The sequence below is a fragment of the Anaerococcus senegalensis JC48 genome, assembly GCF_000321005.1.
GTDB lineage: Bacteria > Bacillota > Clostridia > Tissierellales > Peptoniphilaceae > Anaerococcus > Anaerococcus senegalensis.
Genome location: NZ_HE578907.1, coordinates 1,323,855 through 1,348,911, shown reverse-complemented (window position 1 = coordinate 1,348,911; position 25,057 = coordinate 1,323,855). Strand labels below are relative to the sequence as shown.

Here is a 25,057-nt window from a genome sequence, read left to right as displayed (position 1 = left end):
CTAAGCCTCCAATTTTACTCTAGGATCAACAAGTGCATAAGCAATATCCATAATCAAGTTTCCAAGAAGTGTCAAAATTGCATAAAACATAGTTAAAGCAAGAATAACATTATAATCTTGAGCCAAAACAGATTTTATAAGAATATTTCCAATTCCCCTATATGCAAAAATAGTTTCAGTTATAGCTGAACCTGAAAACATAGAAAGAATTGCCCAAGTCATAGCAGTTACAACTGGGATAAGAGCATTTCTAAAAGCATGAGAATAAATTACAGTTTTTTCTTTTAATCCCTTTGCTCTTGCAGTTCTAATATAATCTTCATTAAGTGAATCTAGCATTGAATTTCTAACATACCTAGAAATAGAAGCCATAGATCCAAAAGTTAAAGTTAAAGTTGGTAAAATTAAATATTTTAACCATTCACCAAAATTATTGTTTCTAGGCATACCATTTGCTGGAAACCATCCTAACTTAAAGGCAAATAAAAATATCAAAAATAAACCTATAAAAAATGTAGGCAAGGAAATACCAACCAAGGTAAATACCTGGAAGAATTTATCAAAAGGCCCACCCTTATGTACAGCTGACCTTATTCCTATTAAAACCGAAAGTATAAAAGAAACTAGGGTTGAACCAATATTAAGTAAAATAGTATTTTTAAGTGGTTCAGAAAGATATTCCTTAACAGGTCTTTTAACTTGGGTAGATTCACCAAAATCCCCCTTCAAACTTCTTCCCATCCACATAAAATATTGTTCTGGCAACGATTTGTCATAACCATAACGTTTTTCAAGATTTTTATACATTTGTTCTTGTTGAGCCTTGGTCATTCTTCCATCCTTTGGCATCATTGCCAAAACAGGATCGCCAGGCATAGATTTAGAAAGTACAAAAACCAAGATAGAAATAATTATGGCTACTGGAATCAAATTAATGATTCTCTTTATTATGTATTTTAACATTTTCATCCCTTCCTTAAATGTTTTTAAATTTACTCATTTACTTATTTTTCACTTTAATTTGATAAATATGAAATAATTTCCCATAAATTATACAAAGGAAAACATTAACTATAAAATTTTATAAATAAATATAAAAAATCAGCATAGAATAAACTTATCATATCATAGTCATAATAATAATATAATATCAACAATTTGTCAATGTAAAATTTTTCTTAAATTTATAAAGATTGATAATTATTTTTAAAGATTCATTAATAATGAGAAATAAATCACTTCTATGAATATTAATAGAATATTCATTCTATAGTACATTAACACTCTAATGTTTATAACATTTACACAATTTTTTAAAAATTAATAAAAATAAAAAATAATGAATTTATAAAAAAAGAAAATAAAGAAAACCATATTCTAACTAGAAATACAAAAAAATAAATTCACTATTAATTAGTAATAAAACAAATTTTACGCCAAGGTTAACAAAGAGATTTTACGACAAGCTAGAAATGACTAGGAATTTATCCTTTATTTGTTTCTTCAAATTTATTTAAATTTTCACTTTTTTTAAAAAATCTTAATTTAAAATAAAAAATAATTCTTTAGTTTGAAATTTAATGTAGAAAACTCCAATCTCAAGCTAAGTCAAGAGATCTCATGGATTAAGCAAATCTAGAAATAAAGTAGGTAAAAAAAATCTATGTAAAAACCAAGGGAAAAATAAATTATTATCTAAATATAAGAAAGAGATCTCTCGACTCATTGCATCCGCTCGAGATGGGCTTAGCTAGGTTTGAATATATTGAAAAATATATTTTGTTAAAAAGTAATTTTTCATATAAAAAAGAAGCCACACTTAGTATGACTTCTTTTTAAAAATTTTATTATTTAAGACTCATTTGGTTTATTTGACAAGATGTTGCCCATTCTGGTGTTAAGCCATCAAATCCTTTAACTCTTGATGATGCTGATGAGTGGATTTGGTTAGAATAAAGTGGAATTTCTGGTAGGTAATCATTGTACCATTTTTGGAATTCTTCCCATTTATCTAGGTAAGCTTCTTTTTCACCTGGTTTTACTCTCCTTAATTCTTCTGTTATTTTGTCAGCTTGTGGGTCATTTGTTTTTGTTTTATTGTCAAATCCTTTACTATTATATTGGTAGAAAGGATCAAATGGTGATCCAAAGCTAAGTCCCATGTTAAATGCTGTATATTCTGCCTTATCTCCTTCTTTTGGATTTTCTCTGTAGTTTAGAAGGGTATTAAAGTCACCTGCTTGAACGTTGTATTCAAGCCCTGCTTGTTTAGCATTGTCTGGTAATTGGTTTGAAAGAAGTGTTGTAATTTCAGATTCTTTTGCACCAAATTGGTTAACTTGTAATTTTTTACCATTTTCATCGTATCTGTAATAATCAAATTTGTCAGCATTATTTTTATATTGTTCAGCTGCTTTATTAGCATCCCAAGCTGTTTTTCCGTCTTTTTCAAATTTGTATGGAGAATTATCTAATCTCTTATTAGCTTCGTCAATATTTAATGTATAGTTTGTAAGTTTAGCTTCTACGTCAGCTCCTCTTTCTTTATACATCCATTGACTTGAACCATACATTCCGTTTGTTACTACTGCGTATCCACCTGCATAGTTTTGTACGAAGTCGTTTCTATCCATCAAGAATGCTATAGCTTGTCTAACTTCTTTATATTGAGTAGGTCCTCTATCGTCTAAGAATGATAAACATCCATAACCATTTCTGTCATAAGCTACATATTGTAATTTCTTTTCGTCAGCAGCTTTTCTTATTTGGTCAATTCTTGAACCATTCATTTCTTCTTCGAATACATCTATATCCCCATTTTTAACTAAGTCTACAGATATTTCTGGATTTATAACTTGTATAATAACATTTGGAATTGTGGCTTTGTTTCCTTCAAAATCTCCAGCATATTGGTCATTAAGTTCCATTTTAACCATATTATTTTCAAATGAAACAAATTTGTAAGGTCCACAAGTAACTTTTGGTGCTTTTCTGTAGTCATTTGCATCAAAAAGCATAGCTTGTTCTACAAGCATTTCTGTAGGATCTATATCATTTCCGCTTTCTGCAGATTTTTTCTTATCTTCAAGAGTTTTTAATTTTTCTTCATGTTCTTTTTTGTATTCTGGATCTTCTTCTCCAGCTTCTTTTACTTCTTCATCATAAGAAGATTTTTCTGTTTCAATTTGCTTATCAAGTGATTCAATAAAAGATTTTTTGTCATCATCTGATAATTTATAGCCATCTTTAAGAGCAAATTTAGATCCATCAACTGTTAAGTTTGGAGCTATATAATGAATTGGTCTTGGGTTCATTGCTTTTAGAGATTCCTCTTCAAAGTATGGTAAGAAATCATTTGAAATTGTTATTTCAAATGTTTGGTCGTCAATTTTTTTAACACCTTCAAATTCTTCTGTTTTTCCTTCTCTAAATTCGTTGTAACCTTTTAGAGAATCTCCACCAATTTCAGTAGATCCTGTTATAAGAGAATAATCTTGTGGTGAGTGTAAAAGTGCTGTAAATAAATAATCATCAGCAGTTACAGGTTTACCATCAGACCATTTTAAATCTTTTTTAATTTTAAAAGTAACAGTCTTTGATCCATCAGAATTTTCTTTTGATTGAGGTTCACCATCAAGAACAGTTTTGTTGATTACATATTTTCCACTTCTATCTTTAACATAAGTGTCATAACCAACAGCACCTTGAATTCCCATAAATTCTCTAGCTCTTACGTCGTTTTGGCTGTTATTAAAACCTTGGATGAATTCTCCACCAAGTGAATCAACCCCTACTACAAGGGTATCATCATTAGTTTGCTTTTTAAATTCTTCACCCTTAGCTTGTTCGTTACTAGCATTATTGTCTGCTCCGGCATTTGATCCGTTATTGTCTTTGTCATTATTACCGCCACAAGCTGTAAGTGTCAAAGCCAATCCAAGAGCAAAAGCTTGTGAGAAAACTTTTTTTACATTCATCCTTCTCTCCTCTTTTCTTTTTATTTTTTGATTTATATGGATTCATTATAATTTATATTTATATTTTTGTCAATTCTTATTTATTTCTTAAAACTTCAACAACAATAGATTTTTTTGAGAAATAATATTTTTTCTAATTTTATATTTATACATTTATTACCAGAAATTTCCACTTTTTATAATTTATTTTTTAATGAATATCTTAGATTAATGTTGGAATGATAAGGTTTTTACTATTTGCATACTAATAGGATAAAGTTATAAATTATGAAATTTTTTTATTTAAAATACTTATACATAAGAAATATATTAAAATTTTATATAAAAAGGGTAAAGTATAAATAACAAGAAAAATATGGAGGATTTATGAAAAAGAAAATAGGACTTGTTCTTTGTTTATCACTTGTTTTAACATCATGTGGTATTTTTGACAAAGATAATAAAAGTAATTCATCAAATAGTAGTGTTAGTAGTGAATCTAATAACAAAAACAATTTACTAATTGGCGAGAGTGTTGATTACAAATCTAATAATTTGTCATCATCAAATACAAGTAATATAGATTCTTCTAACCAATTATCTATAGATGACATAAAAAAGGCTATGATAGATTTAGGAGGATTTGATCAAAGTTTTGTTGATGGATTAAGTGATGAAGATATTAAAAAATATCAAAAGGATGCAAATGATTTAAGCGAAAAAACTGGATTTTGGAATAAACTAACCTTAATGTTTAATCAAATTGCTAGAGAAAATCCAAACACTAGTAAGTTCTATCCAGAAACTACTGTAGAAGATGTTGTAAATAATTGGATTTACAGTAATGATGAAGGAGTTGATCATTACACAAATGCTAGAACTTATATTGGTCAAAATGGTTTTGATGCATCACAAGTTCCAAATAAAGAGCTCAAAAATATATTTTTTGAAATATATAACGATGATAAATACGCAACATATAACGAAAATATTGTAAAAGCTAGCCAAAAATTAAAGGAAAAATATCCAAATGGATATGAAGAAAACCAAAATAATGAAAATAATGAAAAAAAATATACACAAGAAAATTCTAAAGAACAAACAAGTATAGATATCAAAAATAGACCAATAGATAAATTTTCTGAAAATAAAGAAGAATATGATTCTTTTAGAAAAGAACTAAAAAATAAATATAAATTTTCAAAAAAATCTATTGAAAAAATTACAAACAACGATATTGACTTAGCTTATCTAAGAGCTCAAAAGAAATTAGATGAAAAAAGTTTAGATGATATTGAACTTGTTATAAAAGAAATTGCAAAAATGTATCCAGGTTCATCATCAATGTATCCAGGAGATGACAAATAATATTATCCCCCTAAAAATAAGGGGGATTTTTTGGTATAAAATAAATAAAATCCATACATTTTCTATATTATGAGTGCAATTTATTTTTTAGCTTTTATTTTTAATTTTTATATTTATATTGATTAATTAGTTAATTTTAAATTCTATCAATTTAAAACTAAAAAATAGATCAGAGCGTAGACAAAGTCAGTTTAGTTATTCATTGTTAATTTAAAAATAAAATTACGCTACAGCCCATCTCGACTAGATGATTGTGCCTTAATTTGGCACAATCATCCCTAAAACTAAGTGAGAAATCATGAAGAAGTTTGCAAAGCAAACATGTTTTAGTGTGAGTGAAACGAACGCACGGAGAGATCTCATGAGATTTCTTCGCTTCTTGCACACGATGAATCGGTATAAACAACCGAAATCAACGGTTATTTATCTGGTCGAAATGGGATAATTTTTAGTTTGTCAACAGTCTGATAGATTTTTATATTTACTATTTTTTTTATAATAAATTTATTTTTATAAAAAAATCACCTATTTATTTCAATAGGTGATTTTAATTTATTGCATTTTTTGCATTTCTAATGTGAATTTTTGAAGAATTTTTTTCTCAATTCTAGATACTGTCATTTGTGAGATTGAGAGTTTATTTGCTATATCTATTTGGGTTCTTCCTTCATAGTATCTTAATTCTAAAATTTGTTTTTCCAAATCATTTAGTCTTTCTGTAGATTTTTCTATCAAATCTTTTAATTCTATGGAATCAAAATTTTTATCATCTTCTCCAATCATATCGGATAAATCCACAGAGTTTTCCCCTTTTTGAACTTGGTATTTCATATCCAAACTTTGAGGAGTATAGACCTTACTTGCTTCTATTGTTTCTAGAATTGTTTCTTCATCTTCTCCAAGATAGGCTGCAATATCTTTTATTGTTGGGGTTCTTTGGAGTTCTTGGGGGAGAATTTTTTTTGCTACATTTATTTTTTTATACAAATTTTGAATTCTTCTTGGAACTCTTATAACCCAACCTTTGTCCCTAAAGTATCTTTTGAGCTCTCCCATTATTGTTGGGGTTGCAAAGGATGAAAATTCGTATCCTTTTGACGGATCATACCTATCAATGGCATAGATTAGGCCAAGAGATGCCACTTGATAAAGGTCATCTTTTTCTATTCCTTTTCCAATGTATTTATTAGAAAGAATATCGACTATATACATATGATCTTCTATTAGCTCATTTCTTAGGTCCTTGTCCCTTGTTTTATAAAATTGTTCAAATTTTTCTTTGATCTCTTTTTTTCTTTCAAGAGAAGCTTTTGTTTTTGCCATAATTATTTCTCTTTTGTAAGTATAATCTTATCTTCAACAACTTCTACCCTATCTGCCAATTGCTCAAGGATAATTTGTTTAATTTTTAGATTTTCCTCTTCAATTTCCCTATCTTTTCCTATTACTTCTACTTTCATTAGCTTTTCTTTTATATAGAAATTTATTTTTATGTCTTCATCGCTCATTTTATAATTTATTGCTTCTGAAACAACAACTCTAATATCTTCAACTTCTTCTATATCAAAGCCCATATCACTTGCAAGACTTGCTGCCAAAAGTCTCATAGATTTTAGGTAAACTGTATTTGGTGGAATTGTTAAACTTATTGTATCCATTATTCCTCCATCTCAAATAAATCACTTATATCAGTTATTTTAAATAATTTTTTGATATTTTCTTTGGCATTTATTATTTTTACAGTCTTGTTTTTTTCTTTTTGGTCTTTATATATATTTATAAACATACCAAGTCCTGTAGAATCTATATAATCAAGTTTTTCAAGATCTATTATCAAATTTTCATTTTTATCTTTTAGTGACTCATCGCAAAATTTTGAAAAATTTTCTTTTGAATAAACGTCTAAATCACCGATAAGTTTTACCAATAAGTGATCATTTTTTTCTTCTATATTTGCCTTAAACATCTTATTCCTCACTAGTTTCTTCATAATATTTGGTTACAGAAACGATAAAATCTTCGGTATTTTCAAGATTTTTTAATTTAACACCTAGAGTATTTCTACCTGTAGTTGAAATATCTCTTGTAGATATTCTTATCATATCACCTTTTAAGGAAACCATCATTATGTCATCATCCAAATTAGCAGGAAGAGTAGCTACCACATCTTTAGTTTTTTCTGTAATTTTGTGGCATCTTACTCCTTTTCCTCCCCTATTTTGGTTATTGAAATTATTGAAGGATGTTTTTTTACCAAAACCATTTGCAGTTACAACTACCAAATAAACTTCATCCTCAACAATATTCATTGACACAACCTTATCATCTTCACCAAGTCTAATAGCCCTTACTCCTCTGGCATTTCTGCCCATAGACCTAATGTCTGATGAGGCAAATTTAATTGCCATTCCTTTTTTGGTTGTTACAATTATATCACAAGATTTATCTATTTGCCTAATTGATACAAGTCTGTCCCCATCTTCAAGTGAAATTGCTATAATTCCATTTCTTTGGATATTTGTAAATAATTCTGCATCAGTTTTTTTGATTTTTCCATTTGCTGTTTGAAATACCAATTGGCTTTTTTCATTTAATTCTGATAATTCCATAATATCAGTAATTTTTTCATCACTTGCAAGGGAAATTAAATTAATGATAGCTTGTCCTCTTGATTGTCTGCTTGCTTCTGGAATTTCATAACATTTTAATGAATAAACTCTTCCAAAGTTTGTAAAACAAAGTAAAGATTCGTGAGTATTTGTTGTAAGAATTTTTTGAATAAAGTCATTTTCTTTTGTATTTCCAGCAGAAATTCCCTTGCCACCTCTATTTTGTACCTTATAAGTATTTATTGGAAGTCTTTTTATATATCCATCATGAGTTAGTGAAATTAATACATCTTCTTTTTCGATTAATTCTTCTATATCAAATTCTCCCTCATCCGGAACAATTTTTGTTCTTCTGTCATCAGCATATTTTTCTTTTATTTCTAGAATTTCTTCTTCGATAACGCCAATTAATTTTTCTTCATCATTTAATATTGATGTGAAATATTCAATTTTTTCAGCAAGTTCCTTATCTTCAGCTTGCAATTTTTCAATTTCAAGACCTGATAGTCTTTTTAATTGCATGTCAAGAATAGCTTGAGATTGAGGATCTGTTAGGCCAAACCTTTCATTAAATATTTTTTTGATTTGGTCATTATCATAGGATGATCTAATTATTTTTATAATTTCATCGATATTATCAATGGCAATAATTAAACCTTCAACTATGTGTTTTCTCTTTTGAGCCTTATCAAGGTCGAATTTTGTTCTTCTTCTTACTACATCTTTTTGGTGTTTTACATAATATTTTATTAATTCTTTTAAATCAAGAACTTTTGGAACCCCGTCAACAAGGGCAAGGTTTATAATTCCGAAGGTTGTTTCAAGTTGAGTTTGTTTGTAGAGATTATTTAGGACTATATTTGCATTAGCATCTCTTTTTACCTCAATTACAATTCTCATTCCCTTTCTATCGGATTCATCTCTAATATCTGAAATTCCTTCAAGTTTTTTATCTTTTACATATTCAGCAATTTTTTTGATCAAGTTTGCCTTATTTACTTGATAAGGAATTTCTGTAACTATTATTCTTTCCCTATTTTTTTTGAAAGGTTCAATTCTTGCAACTGCACGAAGTTTTAATTTTCCACGTCCAGTTTTGTAGGCTTTTTTGATTCCAGCTTTTCCTAGAATTTGGGCTCCTGTTGGAAAATCTGGTCCTTTTATAATATCTGCCAATTCTTTTATGGAAATTTCTGGATTATTCATATAGGCAATACAAGCATCAATTGAATCTCTTAAATTATGAGGAGCCATATTTGTTGCCATTCCTACTGCTATACCATTTGATCCATTTACCAAAAGATTTGGAAATCTTGATGGAAGAACTGTTGGTTCTTTTTCTTCTTCGTCAAAGTTTGGCATAAAGTCAACTGTATCTTTGTTGATATCTCTAAGCATTTCTTTGGCAATTTTACTCATTTTAACTTCTGTATAACGCATTGCTGCTGCGTCATCTCCATCTATTGAACCAAAGTTACCTTGACCGTTTGCCAAAGGATATCTAGTTGAAAAATCTTGGGCAAGTCTTACAAGAGCATCGTAGATTGCAGAGTCTCCATGAGGGTGGAATTTACCCATAACCTCACCAACAACTCTGGCTGATTTTCTGGTTGGTTTATTTGGATCAAGTCCAAGTCCTTCCATTCCGTATAAAATTCTTCTATGAACTGGTTTTAATCCATCACGTACATCTGGTAGAGCTCTTGAAACAATAACTGACATGGAGTATTCCAAGTAAGCAGTTTTCATTTGATTTTCGAGTTCTACCTCTATGATGTTTTGATAATTTTCTTCTGTCATTTATCCTCCTAGACATCTAAATTTTCAACATATTGGGCGTTTTCTTCAATAAATTCTCTTCTAGGTTCTACCTTCTCACCCATTAGCATTGAAAATGTTGCGTCAGTTGACATTTGGGAATCTTCTTTTTCATATACTTGAAGTAAAACCCTATTTTCTGGATCCATGGTTGTCTCCCACAATTGTTCTGCATTCATTTCTCCAAGACCCTTGTATCTAGAAATTTTGTATTTATCTGCTTTCCATTCTTTTACAATTTCGTCTAACTCTTTATCTGTGTAACAATATCTTTCTTTTTTTCCACTTGAAACTTTGTAAAGTGGTGGTTGAGCTATATAAATATGACCATTATCTACAAGTGGTTTCATGTATCTATAGAAAAATGTTAAAAGCAAGGTTCTAATATGAGCTCCGTCTACATCGGCATCGGTCATGATTATTATTTTTCCATAACGAAGTTTATTTATATCAAATTCTTGGCCAATTCCTGTACCAAAAGCTGTAATCATTGATTTTATTTCTTCATAATTTAAAATCCTATCAAGATTTGCCTTTTCTACATTCATTATTTTTCCTCTTAGAGGAAGAATAGCTTGAATTCTATTATCACGTCCACCTTTTGCAGATCCACCAGCTGAATTACCCTCGACTATGAAGATTTCATTTTCTCCTATATCTTGAGATTGGCAATCAGCAAGTTTTCCAGGAAGAGTTGTTGAGTCAAGAATTGATCTTTTTCTTGTTAAATCTCTTGCCTTTCTTGCAGCTTCTCTTGCTCTTCTTGACGCTAGGGCTTTTTGAATTATTGATTTAGCGATTTTTGGATTTTCTTCTAAGAAATTTCCCATATGCTCTGAGAAAAAGGCATCTACCGCTCCTCTTACTTCGCTATTTCCAAGTTTTCCCTTTGTTTGTCCTTCAAATTGAGGATTTGAAATTTTTACAGAAATAATTGCAGTAATTCCTTCTCTGGCATCATCACCTTGAAGATTATCTTCATTTTCTTTTAAAAGATTATATTTTCTAGCATAATCATTTACACTTCTTGTTAGGGCTGACCTAAATCCTGATAAATGAGTTCCTCCTTCTACAGTATAAATATTATTTGCAAATGTTAGGATATTTTCGCTATATCCATCTGTGTATTGAAAAGATATTTCAATTTCTGTAGATTCTTGGCGCCCTTCAAAATATGGAACTTCTTTAAAAATTGGAGTTTTATTTCTATTTAAGTATTCAACAAATTCTTTAATTCCTCCATCAAATTTAAATTCAACTTCAGATTCATCTCTTTTGTCTTCAAATATTAATCTTACACCCTTATTTAAAAAGGCCATTTCTCTAAATCTATCTTCTAGAGTTTTTTTGTTATAAACAGTTACATCAAAAATTTCAGGATCTGCTTTAAAAATAATTTTTGTACCAGTTTCTTTTGTATCTCCAATTATTTCCAAATCACTTGTAGGTTTTCCTCTTTCAAAAGTCATTCTATGAATATGACCTTCTCTTTTTACTTCTGCAATTAGATATTCACTTAGAGCATTTACGACAGATACTCCTACACCGTGAAGACCACCTGATACTTTGTAGGCCTTATCATCAAACTTTCCTCCAGCGTGCAAAACCGTAAGAACAGTTTCTAAAGTTGATTTTCCTGTTTGTGGATGCTTTTCAATTGGTATTCCTGATCCATCATCTTCTACTGTTACTATATTATTTTCGTCAATACTTATTTTTATGTAGTCACAACGACCTGCAAGAGCCTCATCTACTGAGTTATCAACAACTTCGTAAACTAAATGATGGAGTCCTCTTTCACTTGTTGATCCTATATACATTCCCGGTCTAAGTCTAACTGGTTCAAGACCCTTTAAGACCCTAATGTTCGAAGCATTATATTGTGTATTTTCCATAAAATTCCTTTCTATTAGTTTATATGGCCATCTTTTATTTTTCTAATTTTAGATTTATCTACTTTATCCAAACTTTTTGTATTTGTAGCTGTAATTATTGTTTGAAATCTTCCTAAATTTTCCAACAAAAAATTAGATCTTTTTTCATCAAGTTCTGAAAAAACATCGTCAAATAAAATTATAGCCTTATCTTGGCTAGTATTTTCAATTAAATTAACATTTGCAAGTTTTATATTTAAAATAGCAGACCTTTGTTGACCCTGTGATCCAAATTTTTTGGTATCTTTTCCATTTATAAAAATGTCTATCTCATCTCTTTGACTGCCTGATGTAGTCCTATAATATTTTAAGTCATCAGATAAATTTTTTGAAAATTTTTCCCTATATTCTTCTATATCTTTTGCCACAACATCTGGCCTATATATTATAGACAAATTTTCTTTATTTTCTGTAAGATTTAGGTGATTTTTATTAGCATAGGTATTTATTAGGGAAATATATTTTTCCCTATACCTATAAATTTTATAATTTAGCCTTATAATTTGCTGGTCAAAGGCCATAAGTTCAGTTTTAAAATATTTTGACCTTTGATTTTTAAGTAATTTATTTCTTTGACTAAGAATCTTGTCAAAATCTTTTTTCAAAGCCTTATAACTAAAGTTAACACTAATTATTATATCATCAATTAACTTTCTTCTAAAATTTGGACCATCTTTTATTATAGTTAAGTCTTCTGGAGTAAATAAAACTAATTTGAAAAGTGATTTTAAATCCTTATTTTTGTTATATTTTATGTCATTTACAAAAATTTCTTTATTATTTTCATTAACTTTTATCTTAACATTTTTGAAGGCTTCATTTTTTCTTATAATCCCATCAAGGGACATTTCTTTTTCATTAAACATGATAATATCTTTGTCTCTAAAAGACTTAAAACTTTTTGCATTTGCCAAATAATATATACTTTCAAGTAAATTTGTTTTACCTTGAGCATTATCTCCCAAAAATATATTTATATTTTCATTAAATTCTATATTTTGAGAAAGATAATTCCTAAATTTATTTAGTTTTAAACTTTGAATCCACATTATACAAGACTTATTTCAAATTGATTGTTAAATTCTATAAGATCACCCTTATAAAGTTTTTTACCAGCTTGAAAGATTTCATCTCCGTTTACAATAATTCCATATTCTTTTATCAAATGTTTGGCCTCGCCCCCACTTTGAGCAATATCTGTCGCTTTTAATAAATCTTTTGCAAGAATCATTTCAGTTTTAAATTCTATTTTTTCCATAACAACTCCTATTCTGCAAGTCTAACTGGTAGGGCAAGATAAGTAAATTCTTCGTCCTCATATTTTGATTCGTTTGGATAAATTAAGCAAGGATTTAATGAAGATTTTAAGTTCATTTTTATAGATTTTGTATCACAAGCCTTTACTCCCTCTATTAAATACCTAGCATTAAAGGCTATCTTTACATCTTCTCCTTCTTTTTGAACTTGTATTGTCTCTTTTAAATCTCCAATTTCAGAATTTGATTCTATTAGACATCTATCATCTTCTATATTAATTTTTATAAGATTTGCTCTTTGAGTATTGTTTAATAATTGGGCTCTTTCCAAAGAATTTATTAACTCTTGCCTATCAACTACAAGACTTGTTGTAGAAATATCTGAAATTATATTTGTATAGTCAATATAATTTTTATCTATTACCTTGCAATACATTGTAGTATCACCAGATTCAAAAATTATATCCTTATCATCTTTATAAATTTTTGTAATTTTTTCATCGTCAATTATTCTAGTCCATTCTGATATAGATTTTCTTGGAATTATTAGCCTAGATTTATCCATTGATGAAGGATAGGATAATTTTAATTTTTTGAGAGCTACTCTGTATCCATCAAGGGCAACAAAATTCATATATCCATCCATTAATTCAAACAAGATTCCTGTAAGGGCAAGCTTTGTTTCATCCATACTTGTTGCAAATTCTGTTTGAGAAATAGATCTTTTTAATTTATCATTTTGAATTTCCAAATAATCTACATCTGGAACCTTCAAATCTTTTTTCTCATAATAATCAAAAGCTAAAATATTAAATTTAGATCCATTACATGTTATTTTTATTTTTGCATCGTCTACTTCTATTTTTATTAATTCATCTGGTAATTTTCTTACTATATTTGAAATGATATTAGCATTTATTGCCATTTCACCTTCTTCTATTACATTACAAGAAACTTTTGTAAGAATAGATATTTCTCCATCAGATGATGTTAGACTAAGGGTATCATTTTTGGCTTCAAAGTATATTAATTCATGAATTTGTATATTGGTTTTTCTTGACACAGCTTTAAGTGCTATGGAGATTTTATTTGATAAGTCTTTTTGTTGAATTTCTATTTTCATGTTTGCTCCTAACATATTATATAAACTTAGTAGTATTAGTAATAGGTGACAAGGATATGTGGATAAGTCTTTTTTATATTTATATTTGAACAAAAAATTTAAATGATAAAATGTGGATATTTTTTTATAAGTAATCCACTTTTACACATAATCCACAAGATAAAATAAAGATTTTTAAATGTTAATCTTATAAACAAGCTTATCCTCAAACTTATACACATTTTGTGGATAACTAAGATTTTATTTCTTTTATTATTTCTTCTATTTCTTGTCTAAAATCTTGATCTTCTTCTATCATTGCTTCAATTTTATCGTGACCATGCATAATTGTTGTATGGTCTCTGTTAAATTCATTTGCAAGGCTTACTAGAGATATAGAAAGTAGGTGTCTGCAAAGATACATTGAAATTTGTCTAGGCATAACTATTTCTTTTTTTCTAGATTTACCTCTAAGATCTGTTAATTTTACATGATACCTTTCTGCAACCTTTTTTTGAATATCTTCAGCTGTAATTTTTTTGCTATCTTTATGAACTCTAGATCTAACACCAAGTCTTGCATCATCAAGACTTACGTAAGATCTATTATTTGATTTAGCGCAAGCAATAGAAGTTGCAAGGGCTCCTTCTAGATCTCTAATATTTGTTTCAATATTTTCTGCTATATATTCCAAAATTTTATAATCAACAACAGCTCCAAGCTCATCTTGTTTTTTTTGCAAAATTGCAACCCTTGTCTCAAAATCAGGTTTTGAAATATCAACGATAATTCCCCAACCAAACCTGGAAACAAGTCTTTCTTCTAAGTGTTTTATCTCTTTTGGGGGTCTATCAGAAGAAATCACAATTTGTTTTCCCTGATTATATAAATCTTCAAAAGTGTGGAAAAATTCTTCTTGTGTACCAGTTTTATTTGCTATAAATTGAATATCATCAATCAAAAGCATATCTACAGAACGATATTTTTTTCTAAATTCCTCATTTGTATTATTTCTAACAGCTGAAATCATTTCATTAGTAAATTTCTCACTAGAAAGATACATCACATAACAGTCATCTCTTTTTTTTAGAATTTCATGTGCTATAGCTTGCATTAAATGAGTTTTACCAAGCCCACTAGATCCATAAATAAAAAGAGGATTATAAACTCTTGATACCTTGTAGTTTGCCATATTTTCAGCAACAGATTGGCTAGCTGCAAGGGCTAATTGATTAGATTTACCTTGGACAAAATTTTCAAAAATATTATTTTTTTCCAAAAGTGGTTTAGGATACTTATTTACATTATTAAGCCTTAATTGTCCATTATCGTCAACATTTCTACCAAGGGTTAAAATATCCTCATAATTAGGCCCATCTTTTGCAACAATTTCAATTTTATAAGTAGTGTTTTCCCTTTGATTAATATCATTTAAGATACTTTGCAATTGGGGAACCCATATTTGGTCAAAAATAAATTTGGTATCATTTTTAGGTATTTCTAAATAAATTGTATTATCGTACTTATTTAAAGGTTTTAAAATACCAATCCAAGTTTCATATTGTTGAAGATCTGGAACATTCATTTTCATTTTTTCTTTTAATTCATTAGTTATGTATTCTAGATTCATCTTATTGGCTCACTTTCATAAAATATTATCCACAAATAAAAAATAAGTAAATTACAAGAGGTTACATAAGTTTTATGACTTATCCCCAAAATTTGGATAAGTTGTGGATAAGTTTAGTGTGGATATAATAAATACTGAAATTTAAATAAATTTTGAAAAAATCTTAAAAAAATAACAGTATTAAAAAAAATTATCCACAATATTAATCAAAAAATTATTTAAAATTTGACTTATCTTCATCTTTTACACAAGAGATTATACACTAATATAGCCATCTTGTAAAGTTATCCACAAATTGTTGATAATTTTGGGATAAGATTAAAAATAAAAAATTTAGTAATATTAAATCTATGTGGATTTTGTGGATAAGTTGGTAAAATATTAAATTTTTTTAATATTTTAATATTTACATTTGCAATTTTACGAGTAATTAAAAAATAATTTACAAAAAATTTAAAAAATATACATACAAAAAGTTATCAATTACTTATGTGTATAAAATATAAATAAAAAAACTTATATACATATAAATAAAAATTTAAAATCAATGAATATTTGTATATTATTTTGAATTTTATATTTGCATCTATTTATATTTATTATTATTTTTTACTATTTTAAATTTGTAGAAAATTAAGGAAATTTTAAACATTATTTTTTAAATTTTAAATTAGTCATTTTTTTTATAAATTTATATATAAAACCTTGACTTTCTACCATTATTTAAATATAATAAAAGACAGCGTAAAATAATAGGAGGTGATAACATGAAGAGAACTTATCAACCAAATAGAAGAAAAAGAAAAAAAGACCATGGCTTTAGAAAAAGAATGTCAACTCCCGCTGGAAGAAGAGTTTTAAAATCCAGAAGACAAAAGGGAAGAAAGAAATTATCTGCATAATAAAAAAGCTGCGGCTTTTTTATATTGTAGATAAAGTTAGGTTTTATTCTTATGGAAAAACAATTTAGTTTAAGAAAGAATGTAGACTTTGAAAGGGTTTATAGAAAATCTAAGCACTACTACAATAGAGATTTTACCGTTTTTATTAAAAATAACGGTGTTAATAGGCCAAGGTTTGGCTTTTCTATTTCAAAAAAGGTAGGAAAGGCAAATCAAAGAAACAAACTTAAAAGAAGACTTAGGTCAATAGTTTATGAAAATTATAGAAATATTAATAATGTTGATATAATTATAATTCCAAAAAAACACACTACAGATTTCACTTACCAAAAACTTAAATCTTCTTTAGGCCATGTACTTAGTAAAGCCTTTAAGGACAAGAAAATTAGATATGTTAAATAAACTTTTTCTAATAATTATTAGATTTTATCAATTGTTTATTTCTCCACTCTTAGGCTCTGGAAAATGTAAATATTATCCTACTTGTAGCCAATATGCTATTGACTGTTTTAAAAAGTATAATTTTTTTAAGGCCTTTTTTAAGGCTAGTTGGAGAATTTTAAGGTGCAATCCTTTTTCTAAAGGAGGATATGATCCAGCCTAACAATTGATTTTTTTAAATTACACTAGAGATTAGGAGAAATAATGTTAAATTTTATAGCACAATTATTGGGTAGCTTGATGAAATTTATTTATGATTCTTTAGTAAATAATTTTGCTGAACCATCTAATATAAGTTTTTATGCTATTTCAATTATTTTAATGACAATATTGGTATCTTTAATTACTATACCAATGACTATGAATCAACAAAAACAAGCTGCAAAAAGTGGGGAAATTCAACCGAAAATTGAAGAAATAAAGAAAAAATATGCTTATGATCCTCAAATTATGCAACAAAAAATGCAAAAATTGTATAAAGAAGAAGGAGTTGGACCAGGACTTTCTTCATGTCTTGTAATGATTTTTCAATTATTGATACTATTATCCTTATATAGGGTTATACAAAGTCCTGATAAGTATATTTTTTCAGGATCAATGCATCAAGTAAAGGATAATTTTTTATGGGTACCAACCCTTTCAAAAGCAGATCCTTTATTTTATGGTTTGCCACTTTTAACAAGTATAAGTCAATTAGTGGTTCAAGTTTTTACTATGAAAACTTCACCACAAAGTCAGGCTCAAAATACACCAGGCATGGGTTCTATGAATAATATGCTTATGATTATGCCAATTATTTATTATTTTGTATTTAGAAACCTACCAGCAGGTTTGCCACTTTATTGGACAACAAGTTCACTTGCAAGGCTTATAATATTAGGTGGTCAATATATAATTGGTCTAAGCAAAAGAGATAAAGAGGAAGAAAATGAAAAGATCAATAGTAAAAACAGCAAAAACTAAAGATGAAGCTATAAAAGAAGCTTTAAAAGAGGTTAATAAATCAATAGATGAAGTTCAAGTTGATGTTCTAGAAGAAGAATCAACAGGTTTTTTAGGACTAATTGGTCAAAAAGATGCTGTTGTAAAAGTATCTTATGAAGAAGATATAAATGAAGGTATTGATTCTTTAATTAAAGAAATCGAAGAAGATAGCAAAAAAAATCTTGAAAAAGAATTTGATGTCGAAGAAATTTCAGAAAAAATTGAGGAAGAAAATATCAATCATGAATCAGAAATTATTGAAAACCAAGAAGTTTTAGAAAATAGTGATCAAGAAGAATCTTTGGAGTCATTGATTGATGATGAACAAAAAGAAGATGAAGTTAGTCTTTATTATAAAGCAAAAGATCTTTTAGAAAAAATTCTTATAGAAATGCACTTTGAAGATGTTAAAGTAATAGGAAATCTTGAAGATAATATAATTAAGCTTGATGCAAAGATTGATCCAAAAGATACAGGAATAGTAATTGGTAAAGGTGGAAAAACACTTGATGCTATCGAAACTGTTATAAGAAAAATTATTAAAGCTAGATCAAATAAAGTTAAGCTTAATATTGATATAAATAACTACAAAAAAAGAAGAGATGAAAAGATAGTAATGCTTGCAGATAAGGCTTGTAAAAAAGTTTTAAAAACCAGAAAAAGTTGGAATTTAAAATATATGAATTCATATGAAAGAAGACTTGCCCACGAACAAATTGCAAAATATGATAAACTTGATTCTCATTCAGAGGGTGTTGAACCAAAAAGATTTGTAGTAGTTGATTATAAATAAGAGATGTTTCACGTGAAACATCTTTTTTTATTGGTAAAATTAATGTATAATATTGAAAGAATGTTTATGTCAAAGGTAAACAGTCATTTAAGAAAGGATGAATTATGAGTGAATCTACAATAGCAGCAATTTCTACTCCGCAAGGAACTGGCGGTATATCTATAGTTCGTATGAGTGGCAGTAAATCTTTTGACATTATTAAAAAGATTTTTAAGCCAATTAACAATAAAGCTTTAGATATAGAAAAAGATAATAGGATGATGAGATATGGTCATATAGAAAAAGATGGACGTATTTATGATGAAGTAATGGTTAATTTTATGAAGGGACCATATACTTATACTAGAGAAGATATTTGCGAAATAAATTGTCATGGATCTATGATTTCTGTAAGAGATATTTTAAACTTACTCTTAGATTTAGGGTGTGAACTTGCAGATAGAGGTGAATTTACAAAAAGAGCATTTCTAAATGGAAGGATTGATCTTTCCCAAGCAGAGGCTGTTCTTGACATTATAAATTCAACTAATGAAATTTCACAAAAACAAGGTCTAAAGCAATTATCTGGTATGCTAAGAGAAAAAATTGAACAAATCAGAAAAATTGAACTAGAGGCCTTATCAAGAATAGAATATTCAATCAATTTTACAGAAGATGGAGAAGACCTTCCTCTTGATGATATTATTGACTATATGGACAAGGCAAATGATGAAATCACAAAGCTTTTATCAACTGCTAATAAGGGAAAGTTGGTAAAAGGTGGAATAGAAACTACAATTATTGGAAAACCTAATGTAGGTAAATCTTCACTATTAAATGTTTTATTGAATGAAAATAGAGCAATTGTTACAGATATACCAGGAACTACTAGAGATTCTATAACCGAATATATAAATCTTGGTAACTTAACTTTAAAAATAAATGATACAGCAGGTATTAGAGAAACACACGATGAAGTTGAAAAAATTGGCGTTAAAAGATCAAAAGAATTGGCTCAAGGTGCTGATTTGATTATTGCTATCTTTGATAGATCAAGAGAGCTTGATGATGAAGATAAGATTATTCTTGATTTATTAAAGGGGAAAAATGCCATTATTATTTTAAATAAGATAGATCTAGATTCTAAAATTTCAAAAGAAGATTTTAGTAAAGATTTTAAAATAATAGAAACCTCTATGATTTCTAGAGATGGAATTGATAAACTAGAAGGGGCAATTTTTGAAATTTTTGATTCTAAAGAATTAAATAAAGAGTCCTTGATGATTACAAATTTAAGACATGAAAGACTCTTAAATTCCTCAAAGAAAAAATTACAATCTTCATTAAGTGATATAAAATCTTTTGTTCCTATAGATTGTGTAGAAGTTGATTTGAGATCTTCTTATGATGATTTGGGTCTAATAATAGGAGATACAGTTTCAGATGAAATAATGGATAAAGTATTTAGGGAGTTTTGTGTTGGAAAATAATAAAAAATATATAGATGAATCTTATGACATTGTAGTTATAGGAGCAGGTCATGCAGGATGTGAGGCAGCTTTAAGTAGTGCTAGGCTTGGATTTAAAACTTTGGTTTTAACAACAAGTATGGAATCTGTGGCTGATATGCCTTGTAATCCAAATATTGGTGGAACAGGAAAAGGACACATAGTTAGAGAAATTGATGCTCTTGGTGGACAGATGGCAATAAATATTGATAAGACCTTTATTCAATCAAGGATGTTAAATACATCTAAAGGCCCTGCAGTTCATTCTCTTAGAGTACAAGCTGATAAAGTAAAGTACCACCAAGAGATGAAAAAAACTCTTGAAAATCAAGAAAATTTAGATTTGTTTGAACAAGAGGTAGATAAGATTAATGTAGAGGATGGAAAAGTAAAAAGTGTTGAAACTGTTCAAGGAGCAATTTTTCCAACTAAAGCTTGCGTAGTTTGTACAGGAACATACTTAAATGGGAAAATTTTGATGGGAGATTTTCAAAAAACATCAGGTCCTCATGGACTTTCAGCAGCAACCCATCTTTCAGATAGTTTAGAAGACTTGGGTTTTTCACTTAGACGTTTTAAAACTGGTACTCCTGCTAGGGTTGACAAAAAAAGTCTAGATCTTTCAAAAACTGAAATTCAAAAAGGTGATGAAAATATTGTAGCTTTTTCATTTTTAAATGAAGGCGAAGATTTTTCTGATAAAAAACAAGAAGCTTGTTACTTGACTTATACTACTGAAAAAACTAAAGAAATTATTATGGATAATTTGGATAGATCTCCTATGTATGGTGGCCTTGTAAAAGGAATTGGACCAAGATATTGTCCATCAATAGAAGATAAAATGGTAAGATTTCCTGATAGGGATATCCACCAAGTTTTCATTGAACCTGAAAGTCTTTCAACTGATGAGATGTATATTCAAGGAGTATCATCAACTCTTCCTCAAGAAATTCAAAAGGAATTTTATAAAACTATAAAAGGACTTGAAGATTGTAAAATTATAAGACCTGCATATGGAATTGAATATGATTGCTTGGATTCTACTAATCTAAAAAGAAGCTTAGAGTCAAAAGAAATTGAAAATTTATTTTTTGCTGGACAAATTAATGGTTCAAGCGGATACGAAGAAGCAGCAGGTCAAGGACTTATTGCAGGAATTAATGCAGCACTAAAATTAAGAGGAGATGATCCATTAATTTTAGACAGGTCTGATGCTTATATAGGAGTTTTGATTGATGATTTGGTAACAAAAGGAACTAATGAACCATACAGGATGATGACATCAAGATGTGAATATAGACTTACAATGAGGCAAGATAATGCTGACTTTAGACTTACAGAAAAAGCACACGAAATAGGCTTAGTTACAGATGAACGTTTTGAAAAAATGATCGAAAAAAGACAAAACATAGAAAATGAGATACAAAGACTTCAAAAGGTAATGATAAGTCCAAATGAAGAAAATAATAAAATTATGGAAGAAATTGGATCTAGCCCATTAAAGACTGGTTATAGTTTATTTGATCTTATAAAAAGACCAGAATTAACATATGAAAAACTAGAAATCTTAGATCCAGATAGACCAAATCTTCCAAAATTCCAACAAATTCAAGTGCAAACTGAAATAAAATATCAAGGATATATTAAAAAACAAATGGCAGATATTGGTAAGTTTAAAAAGCTTGAAAATAAAAGGCTTGACCATGACATCGACTATAGTAAGATAAAAGGACTTAAAAAAGAATCTGCAGAGAAATTAAATAAAATAAAACCAGATTCAATAGGACAAGCTTCAAGAATTTCTGGAGTTTCACCAGCGGACATTAATGTCTTGCTTATTAGATTAAAAGCAGGAGATATAAATGGATAAGTTTGAAAAATATGAGCAAATGCTTATAGAAACTAACAAAAAATTTAATTTAACAAGTATAGATGATCCAGAGGAAATAAGAATTAAACATTTTGAAGATTCTTTGACCATAAAATCATATATTAATGATGGAATGAAAGTTTTGGATATAGGTTCTGGTGCTGGATTTCCAGGTATTCCTCTAAGAATAGAAAAAGAATTTGACTTAACCTTAATAGATTCAGTTAATAAAAAAGTTAATTTTATGAATCAAGTTATAGATCAGTTAAATCTAAAAAATGCTAGAGCAATTCATGTAAGAGCAGAAGATTACGCAAAAGAGCACAGAGAAGAATTTGATATGGTAGTATCAAGAGCAGTAGCAAATCTATCAACACTTTCTGAGTATGCACTTCCATTTTTGAAAGTTGGTGGAATATTTATAGCTATGAAAGGTCCGAAGGCAGAAGAAGAATATGAATATGCTCAAAATGCATTGAAGATTTTAGGTGGAGAATTAATTAATATAGATTCTTTAGATCTTTATGGAAATACAAGAAAAAATATTTTGATAAAAAAAGTAAGATCTACAAAAAAGAAATATCCAAGAGATAAAAACTTACCAAAGAAAAAACCATTATAAAAAATGTTTCACATGAAACATTTTTTTATTGAATCTTATAGAAAAGAGGTTTTATGAAAGCACAAATTATTTCTGTAGGAACAGAAATTTTATTAGGAAATATTACAGATACTAATTCTAAATATTTAGCAAATAAGCTTACCGAATTAGGCATAGATGTTTTTAAAATGACTACTGTTGGAGATAATCCTGATAGATTATTTAAGGCTATGAAAGAAGCAGTGAAAGAAGTCGATTATGTTTTTACAACAGGTGGGCTTGGACCAACAGAAGATGATATTACAAAAGAAATAGCAATAAAAGTCTTGAGACAAGAAGATCAAGTTTGTGTAGATCAAAGATCAAAACAAAGACTTGAATCTAATTTTTCTAATAAAAAAAAGGCAATGAATGTAAATATAAAACAAGCTATGTTTCCAAAAGATGCAATAATTTTGGATAATGATAGAGGTACTGCACCAGGTTGTATTTTAAAAAATAAAATAATTCTTCTGCCTGGTCCGCCTAGAGAGATGAATTATATGTTTGAAAATAAACTTGTAAAACACTTAAACTATAATTCTGTAATAAAATCTAGAAATTTAAAAATTGCTTTATTAGGTGAATGGGATATGGCAAATAGAATTGATTTGACATCCAAAAATCCAACAATATCCCCATATTTTGATAATCAAGGTGGATATTTAAGAATAACAGCTAAGGCAAAAAGTCATGAAGAAGCAGATCGTCTTTTAGATAAAAAAGAAAAAGAAGTAAAAGAAGTTTTCAAAAGTCTTTTAATTTCTGATGATAGTCTTAGAAAAGAAGAAACACTAATAAATTTATTAAAAGAAAGAGATGAAAAAATTTCTACTGCAGAATCTGTTACTGGTGGCTTAATTGCTTCATCTATTATTGATATATCAGGTGCAAGTGAAGTAATAGAAGAATCGTTTATAACATATTCTGATAGAGTAAAAGAGAAAACTCTAAATGTTTCACGTGAAACTTTAGAACAATATGGAGCTGTTAGCTATGAATGTGCTTTAGAAATGCTTGATGGTTTGTATGATATTACAAATTCTAATCTTTGTATAGTTTCTACAGGATATGCTAATAAAGGGGAAATATTCTTAGGAATTAAATATGGAAAGAAAAAAGTAATTAAAGAATTCAAATTTTCGGCTGATAGGAATAAGGCAAGACTTTTTGCAAAAAATAGAGCTATGGATCTTGCTATTTTAATTATGAGAGGTAAGTATGAAGACGATATCGATATTTAATCAAAAAGGTGGGGTAGGAAAAACAACTAGCGTTGTTAATCTTGCTGTTGCACTTTCTAAATTAGATAAAAAAGTCCTTGTAATAGATTTTGATCCTCAAGCTAATACTACAACAGGATTGGGTTTAGATAGAAACAAGGTAGAAAAATCAATTTATAAAATGTTTTATGAAGAAGATTATAAGGATTACATAATAAAAACAGATGATGGACCTTATTTGATTGTAAGCGAAAATGCTTTATCTGGACTTGAAGTCGAGCTTGTAAGTTTAGACGAAGAGGAAAGACTAAAAATGTTACAAGAAATAATTGATGAAATAAAATCAGATTTTGATATTATTTTAATTGATTGTCCTCCTTCTTTAGGACTTTTATCTTTAAATGCTCTTGTTGCAAGTGATTCAATAATAATTCCCATACAAACTGAATATTATGCTTTGGAGGGAGTAAGTGAATTATTAAAAACTTATAATTCTATCAAAAATTCTATAAAAGATGATTTAGAAATTGAGGGAGTTTTATTATGTATGTTTGATAAAGATACAAACTTATCTTACGAAGTAGTAGAAGAAGTCAAGTCCTATTTTAATGATAAAGTTTTTGCTACAATGATTCCAAGAAATATAAAACTCGCCGAGGCACCTTCTTTTGGAAAAAGTGCTATAGTTTATGATGAAAATTCAAAAGGAGCTAGAGCCTATATTGATCTTGCAAAAGAACTTATTGAAAATCTAGAAAAGCCTACCGAGGATTTAAATGAAAAAAAATTAAGAGAAGAAGTATCAGATTCAAATAATGAATCCAAAACAGAAAATGTTTCACAAAATAATTCTTTAAGTAAAAATGAAGATGAAGATTTAAAATCTAAAAAAATTGAAGAAGAAAAAAGTAAAGATTTGAAAAAAGAAAAAGAAGAAAAGAATATCCAAAATAATTCAAAAAAATCTGAAGAAAGCTTAATTCATAAGAATAAATTTTCTTTTAACGATAACAAACTACAAAATAACGAAAAGAGGGATTAGCT

Annotated in this window: 22 protein-coding genes; 11 read left to right on the top strand and 11 right to left on the bottom strand. The window is 28.3% G+C overall.

The window, feature by feature from the left end; translation table 11 throughout:
* Both ASHG_RS06455 and ASHG_RS06450 read right to left on the bottom strand, forming a co-directional pair.
* Complete coding sequence (locus tag ASHG_RS06455; protein ID WP_040398306.1) at positions 1 to 963, bottom strand: ABC transporter permease; 963 nt, start codon at positions 961 to 963, stop codon at positions 1 to 3.
* Between the two features lie 884 nt (positions 964 to 1,847).
* Positions 1,848 to 3,977, bottom strand: coding sequence for an ABC transporter substrate-binding protein (locus ASHG_RS06450; RefSeq protein WP_040398305.1), 2,130 nt, complete (start codon positions 3,975 to 3,977; stop codon positions 1,848 to 1,850).
* 366 nt (positions 3,978 to 4,343) lie between these two features.
* Here ASHG_RS06450 and ASHG_RS06445 point away from each other — a divergent pair, with 366 nt between their 5' ends.
* Positions 4,344 to 5,324: a hypothetical protein gene (locus tag ASHG_RS06445; protein ID WP_040398304.1), complete on the top strand. Its 981-nt coding sequence runs from the start codon at positions 4,344 to 4,346 to the stop codon at positions 5,322 to 5,324.
* 552 nt (positions 5,325 to 5,876) lie between these two features.
* Here ASHG_RS06445 and ASHG_RS06440 read toward each other — a convergent pair.
* From ASHG_RS06440 to dnaA, 9 genes are all read right to left on the bottom strand, one after another.
* A complete protein-coding gene (locus ASHG_RS06440; RefSeq protein WP_040398303.1) occupies positions 5,877 to 6,647 on the bottom strand; it encodes a SigB/SigF/SigG family RNA polymerase sigma factor in 771 nt (256 codons plus the stop codon).
* Positions 6,648 to 6,649: 2 nt separating this feature from the next.
* Complete coding sequence (locus ASHG_RS06435) at positions 6,650 to 6,982, bottom strand: ATP-binding protein (RefSeq protein ID WP_040398301.1); 333 nt, start codon at positions 6,980 to 6,982, stop codon at positions 6,650 to 6,652.
* Entirely contained in the window at positions 6,982 to 7,290 is a 309-nt protein-coding gene (locus ASHG_RS06430; protein WP_040398300.1) for an STAS domain-containing protein, read from the bottom strand. The genes ASHG_RS06435 and ASHG_RS06430 overlap by 1 nt, the downstream gene beginning before the upstream one ends.
* Before the next feature lies 1 nt (position 7,291).
* Positions 7,292 to 9,733, bottom strand: coding sequence for a DNA gyrase subunit A (gyrA, locus tag ASHG_RS06425; protein ID WP_040398298.1), 2,442 nt, complete (start codon positions 9,731 to 9,733; stop codon positions 7,292 to 7,294).
* 8 nt (positions 9,734 to 9,741) lie between these two features.
* Complete coding sequence (gyrB, locus tag ASHG_RS06420) at positions 9,742 to 11,646, bottom strand: DNA topoisomerase (ATP-hydrolyzing) subunit B (protein ID WP_040398296.1); 1,905 nt, start codon at positions 11,644 to 11,646, stop codon at positions 9,742 to 9,744.
* A 14-nt stretch (positions 11,647 to 11,660) separates the two neighbouring features.
* Positions 11,661 to 12,734 (bottom strand): DNA replication/repair protein RecF, encoded by a 1,074-nt coding sequence (gene recF, locus ASHG_RS06415; RefSeq protein ID WP_040398295.1) that lies wholly within the window; start codon positions 12,732 to 12,734, stop codon positions 11,661 to 11,663.
* Positions 12,734 to 12,943, bottom strand: a complete 210-nt coding sequence (locus tag ASHG_RS06410; protein WP_040398293.1) for an RNA-binding S4 domain-containing protein — start codon at positions 12,941 to 12,943, stop codon at positions 12,734 to 12,736. Before ASHG_RS06410 ends, recF begins: the two co-directional genes overlap by 1 nt.
* An 8-nt stretch (positions 12,944 to 12,951) precedes the next feature.
* Complete coding sequence (gene dnaN / locus ASHG_RS06405) at positions 12,952 to 14,064, bottom strand: DNA polymerase III subunit beta (protein WP_040398291.1); 1,113 nt, start codon at positions 14,062 to 14,064, stop codon at positions 12,952 to 12,954.
* Positions 14,065 to 14,296: 232 nt separating this feature from the next.
* Positions 14,297 to 15,673 carry a chromosomal replication initiator protein DnaA gene (gene dnaA / locus ASHG_RS06400; protein ID WP_040398290.1) on the bottom strand — a complete coding sequence of 459 codons (1,377 nt, stop codon included), beginning with the start codon at positions 15,671 to 15,673 and terminating at the stop codon, positions 14,297 to 14,299.
* A 767-nt stretch (positions 15,674 to 16,440) separates the two neighbouring features.
* Between dnaA and rpmH the strand changes: the two genes are divergently transcribed.
* The 10 genes from rpmH (at position 16,441) to ASHG_RS06350 (ending at position 25,055) form a co-directional block, all read left to right on the top strand.
* Positions 16,441 to 16,575: a 50S ribosomal protein L34 gene (gene rpmH, locus ASHG_RS06395; protein ID WP_004815746.1), complete on the top strand. Its 135-nt coding sequence runs from the start codon at positions 16,441 to 16,443 to the stop codon at positions 16,573 to 16,575.
* Positions 16,576 to 16,626: 51 nt separating this feature from the next.
* Positions 16,627 to 16,977, top strand: a complete 351-nt coding sequence (rnpA, locus tag ASHG_RS06390; protein WP_040398288.1) for a ribonuclease P protein component — start codon at positions 16,627 to 16,629, stop codon at positions 16,975 to 16,977.
* A complete protein-coding gene (yidD, locus tag ASHG_RS06385) occupies positions 16,967 to 17,179 on the top strand; it encodes a membrane protein insertion efficiency factor YidD (RefSeq protein ID WP_004815749.1) in 213 nt (70 codons plus the stop codon). The genes rnpA and yidD overlap by 11 nt, the downstream gene beginning before the upstream one ends.
* A gap of 41 nt (positions 17,180 to 17,220) precedes the next feature.
* On the top strand, positions 17,221 to 17,979 hold the full coding sequence (locus tag ASHG_RS06380; protein WP_040398286.1) for a YidC/Oxa1 family membrane protein insertase: 759 nt from the start codon (positions 17,221 to 17,223) through the stop codon (positions 17,977 to 17,979).
* The gene (jag, locus tag ASHG_RS06375) at positions 17,945 to 18,793 is read left to right on the top strand and encodes an RNA-binding cell elongation regulator Jag/EloR (protein WP_040398285.1); all 849 of its coding nucleotides are present in this window, start codon (positions 17,945 to 17,947) and stop codon (positions 18,791 to 18,793) included. The genes ASHG_RS06380 and jag overlap by 35 nt, the downstream gene beginning before the upstream one ends.
* A gap of 104 nt (positions 18,794 to 18,897) precedes the next feature.
* Complete coding sequence (mnmE, locus tag ASHG_RS06370) at positions 18,898 to 20,262, top strand: tRNA uridine-5-carboxymethylaminomethyl(34) synthesis GTPase MnmE (protein ID WP_040398284.1); 1,365 nt, start codon at positions 18,898 to 18,900, stop codon at positions 20,260 to 20,262.
* On the top strand, positions 20,249 to 22,150 hold the full coding sequence (mnmG, locus tag ASHG_RS06365) for a tRNA uridine-5-carboxymethylaminomethyl(34) synthesis enzyme MnmG (protein WP_148334119.1): 1,902 nt from the start codon (positions 20,249 to 20,251) through the stop codon (positions 22,148 to 22,150). Before mnmE ends, mnmG begins: the two co-directional genes overlap by 14 nt.
* Positions 22,143 to 22,772: a 16S rRNA (guanine(527)-N(7))-methyltransferase RsmG gene (rsmG, locus tag ASHG_RS06360; protein ID WP_040398281.1), complete on the top strand. Its 630-nt coding sequence runs from the start codon at positions 22,143 to 22,145 to the stop codon at positions 22,770 to 22,772. Before mnmG ends, rsmG begins: the two co-directional genes overlap by 8 nt.
* A 53-nt stretch (positions 22,773 to 22,825) precedes the next feature.
* Positions 22,826 to 24,034 (top strand): CinA family nicotinamide mononucleotide deamidase-related protein, encoded by a 1,209-nt coding sequence (locus tag ASHG_RS06355; RefSeq protein WP_040398280.1) that lies wholly within the window; start codon positions 22,826 to 22,828, stop codon positions 24,032 to 24,034.
* Positions 24,012 to 25,055 (top strand): ParA family protein, encoded by a 1,044-nt coding sequence (locus ASHG_RS06350; RefSeq protein WP_040398278.1) that lies wholly within the window; start codon positions 24,012 to 24,014, stop codon positions 25,053 to 25,055. The genes ASHG_RS06355 and ASHG_RS06350 overlap by 23 nt, the downstream gene beginning before the upstream one ends.
* Positions 25,056 to 25,057: the final 2 nt, after the last annotated feature.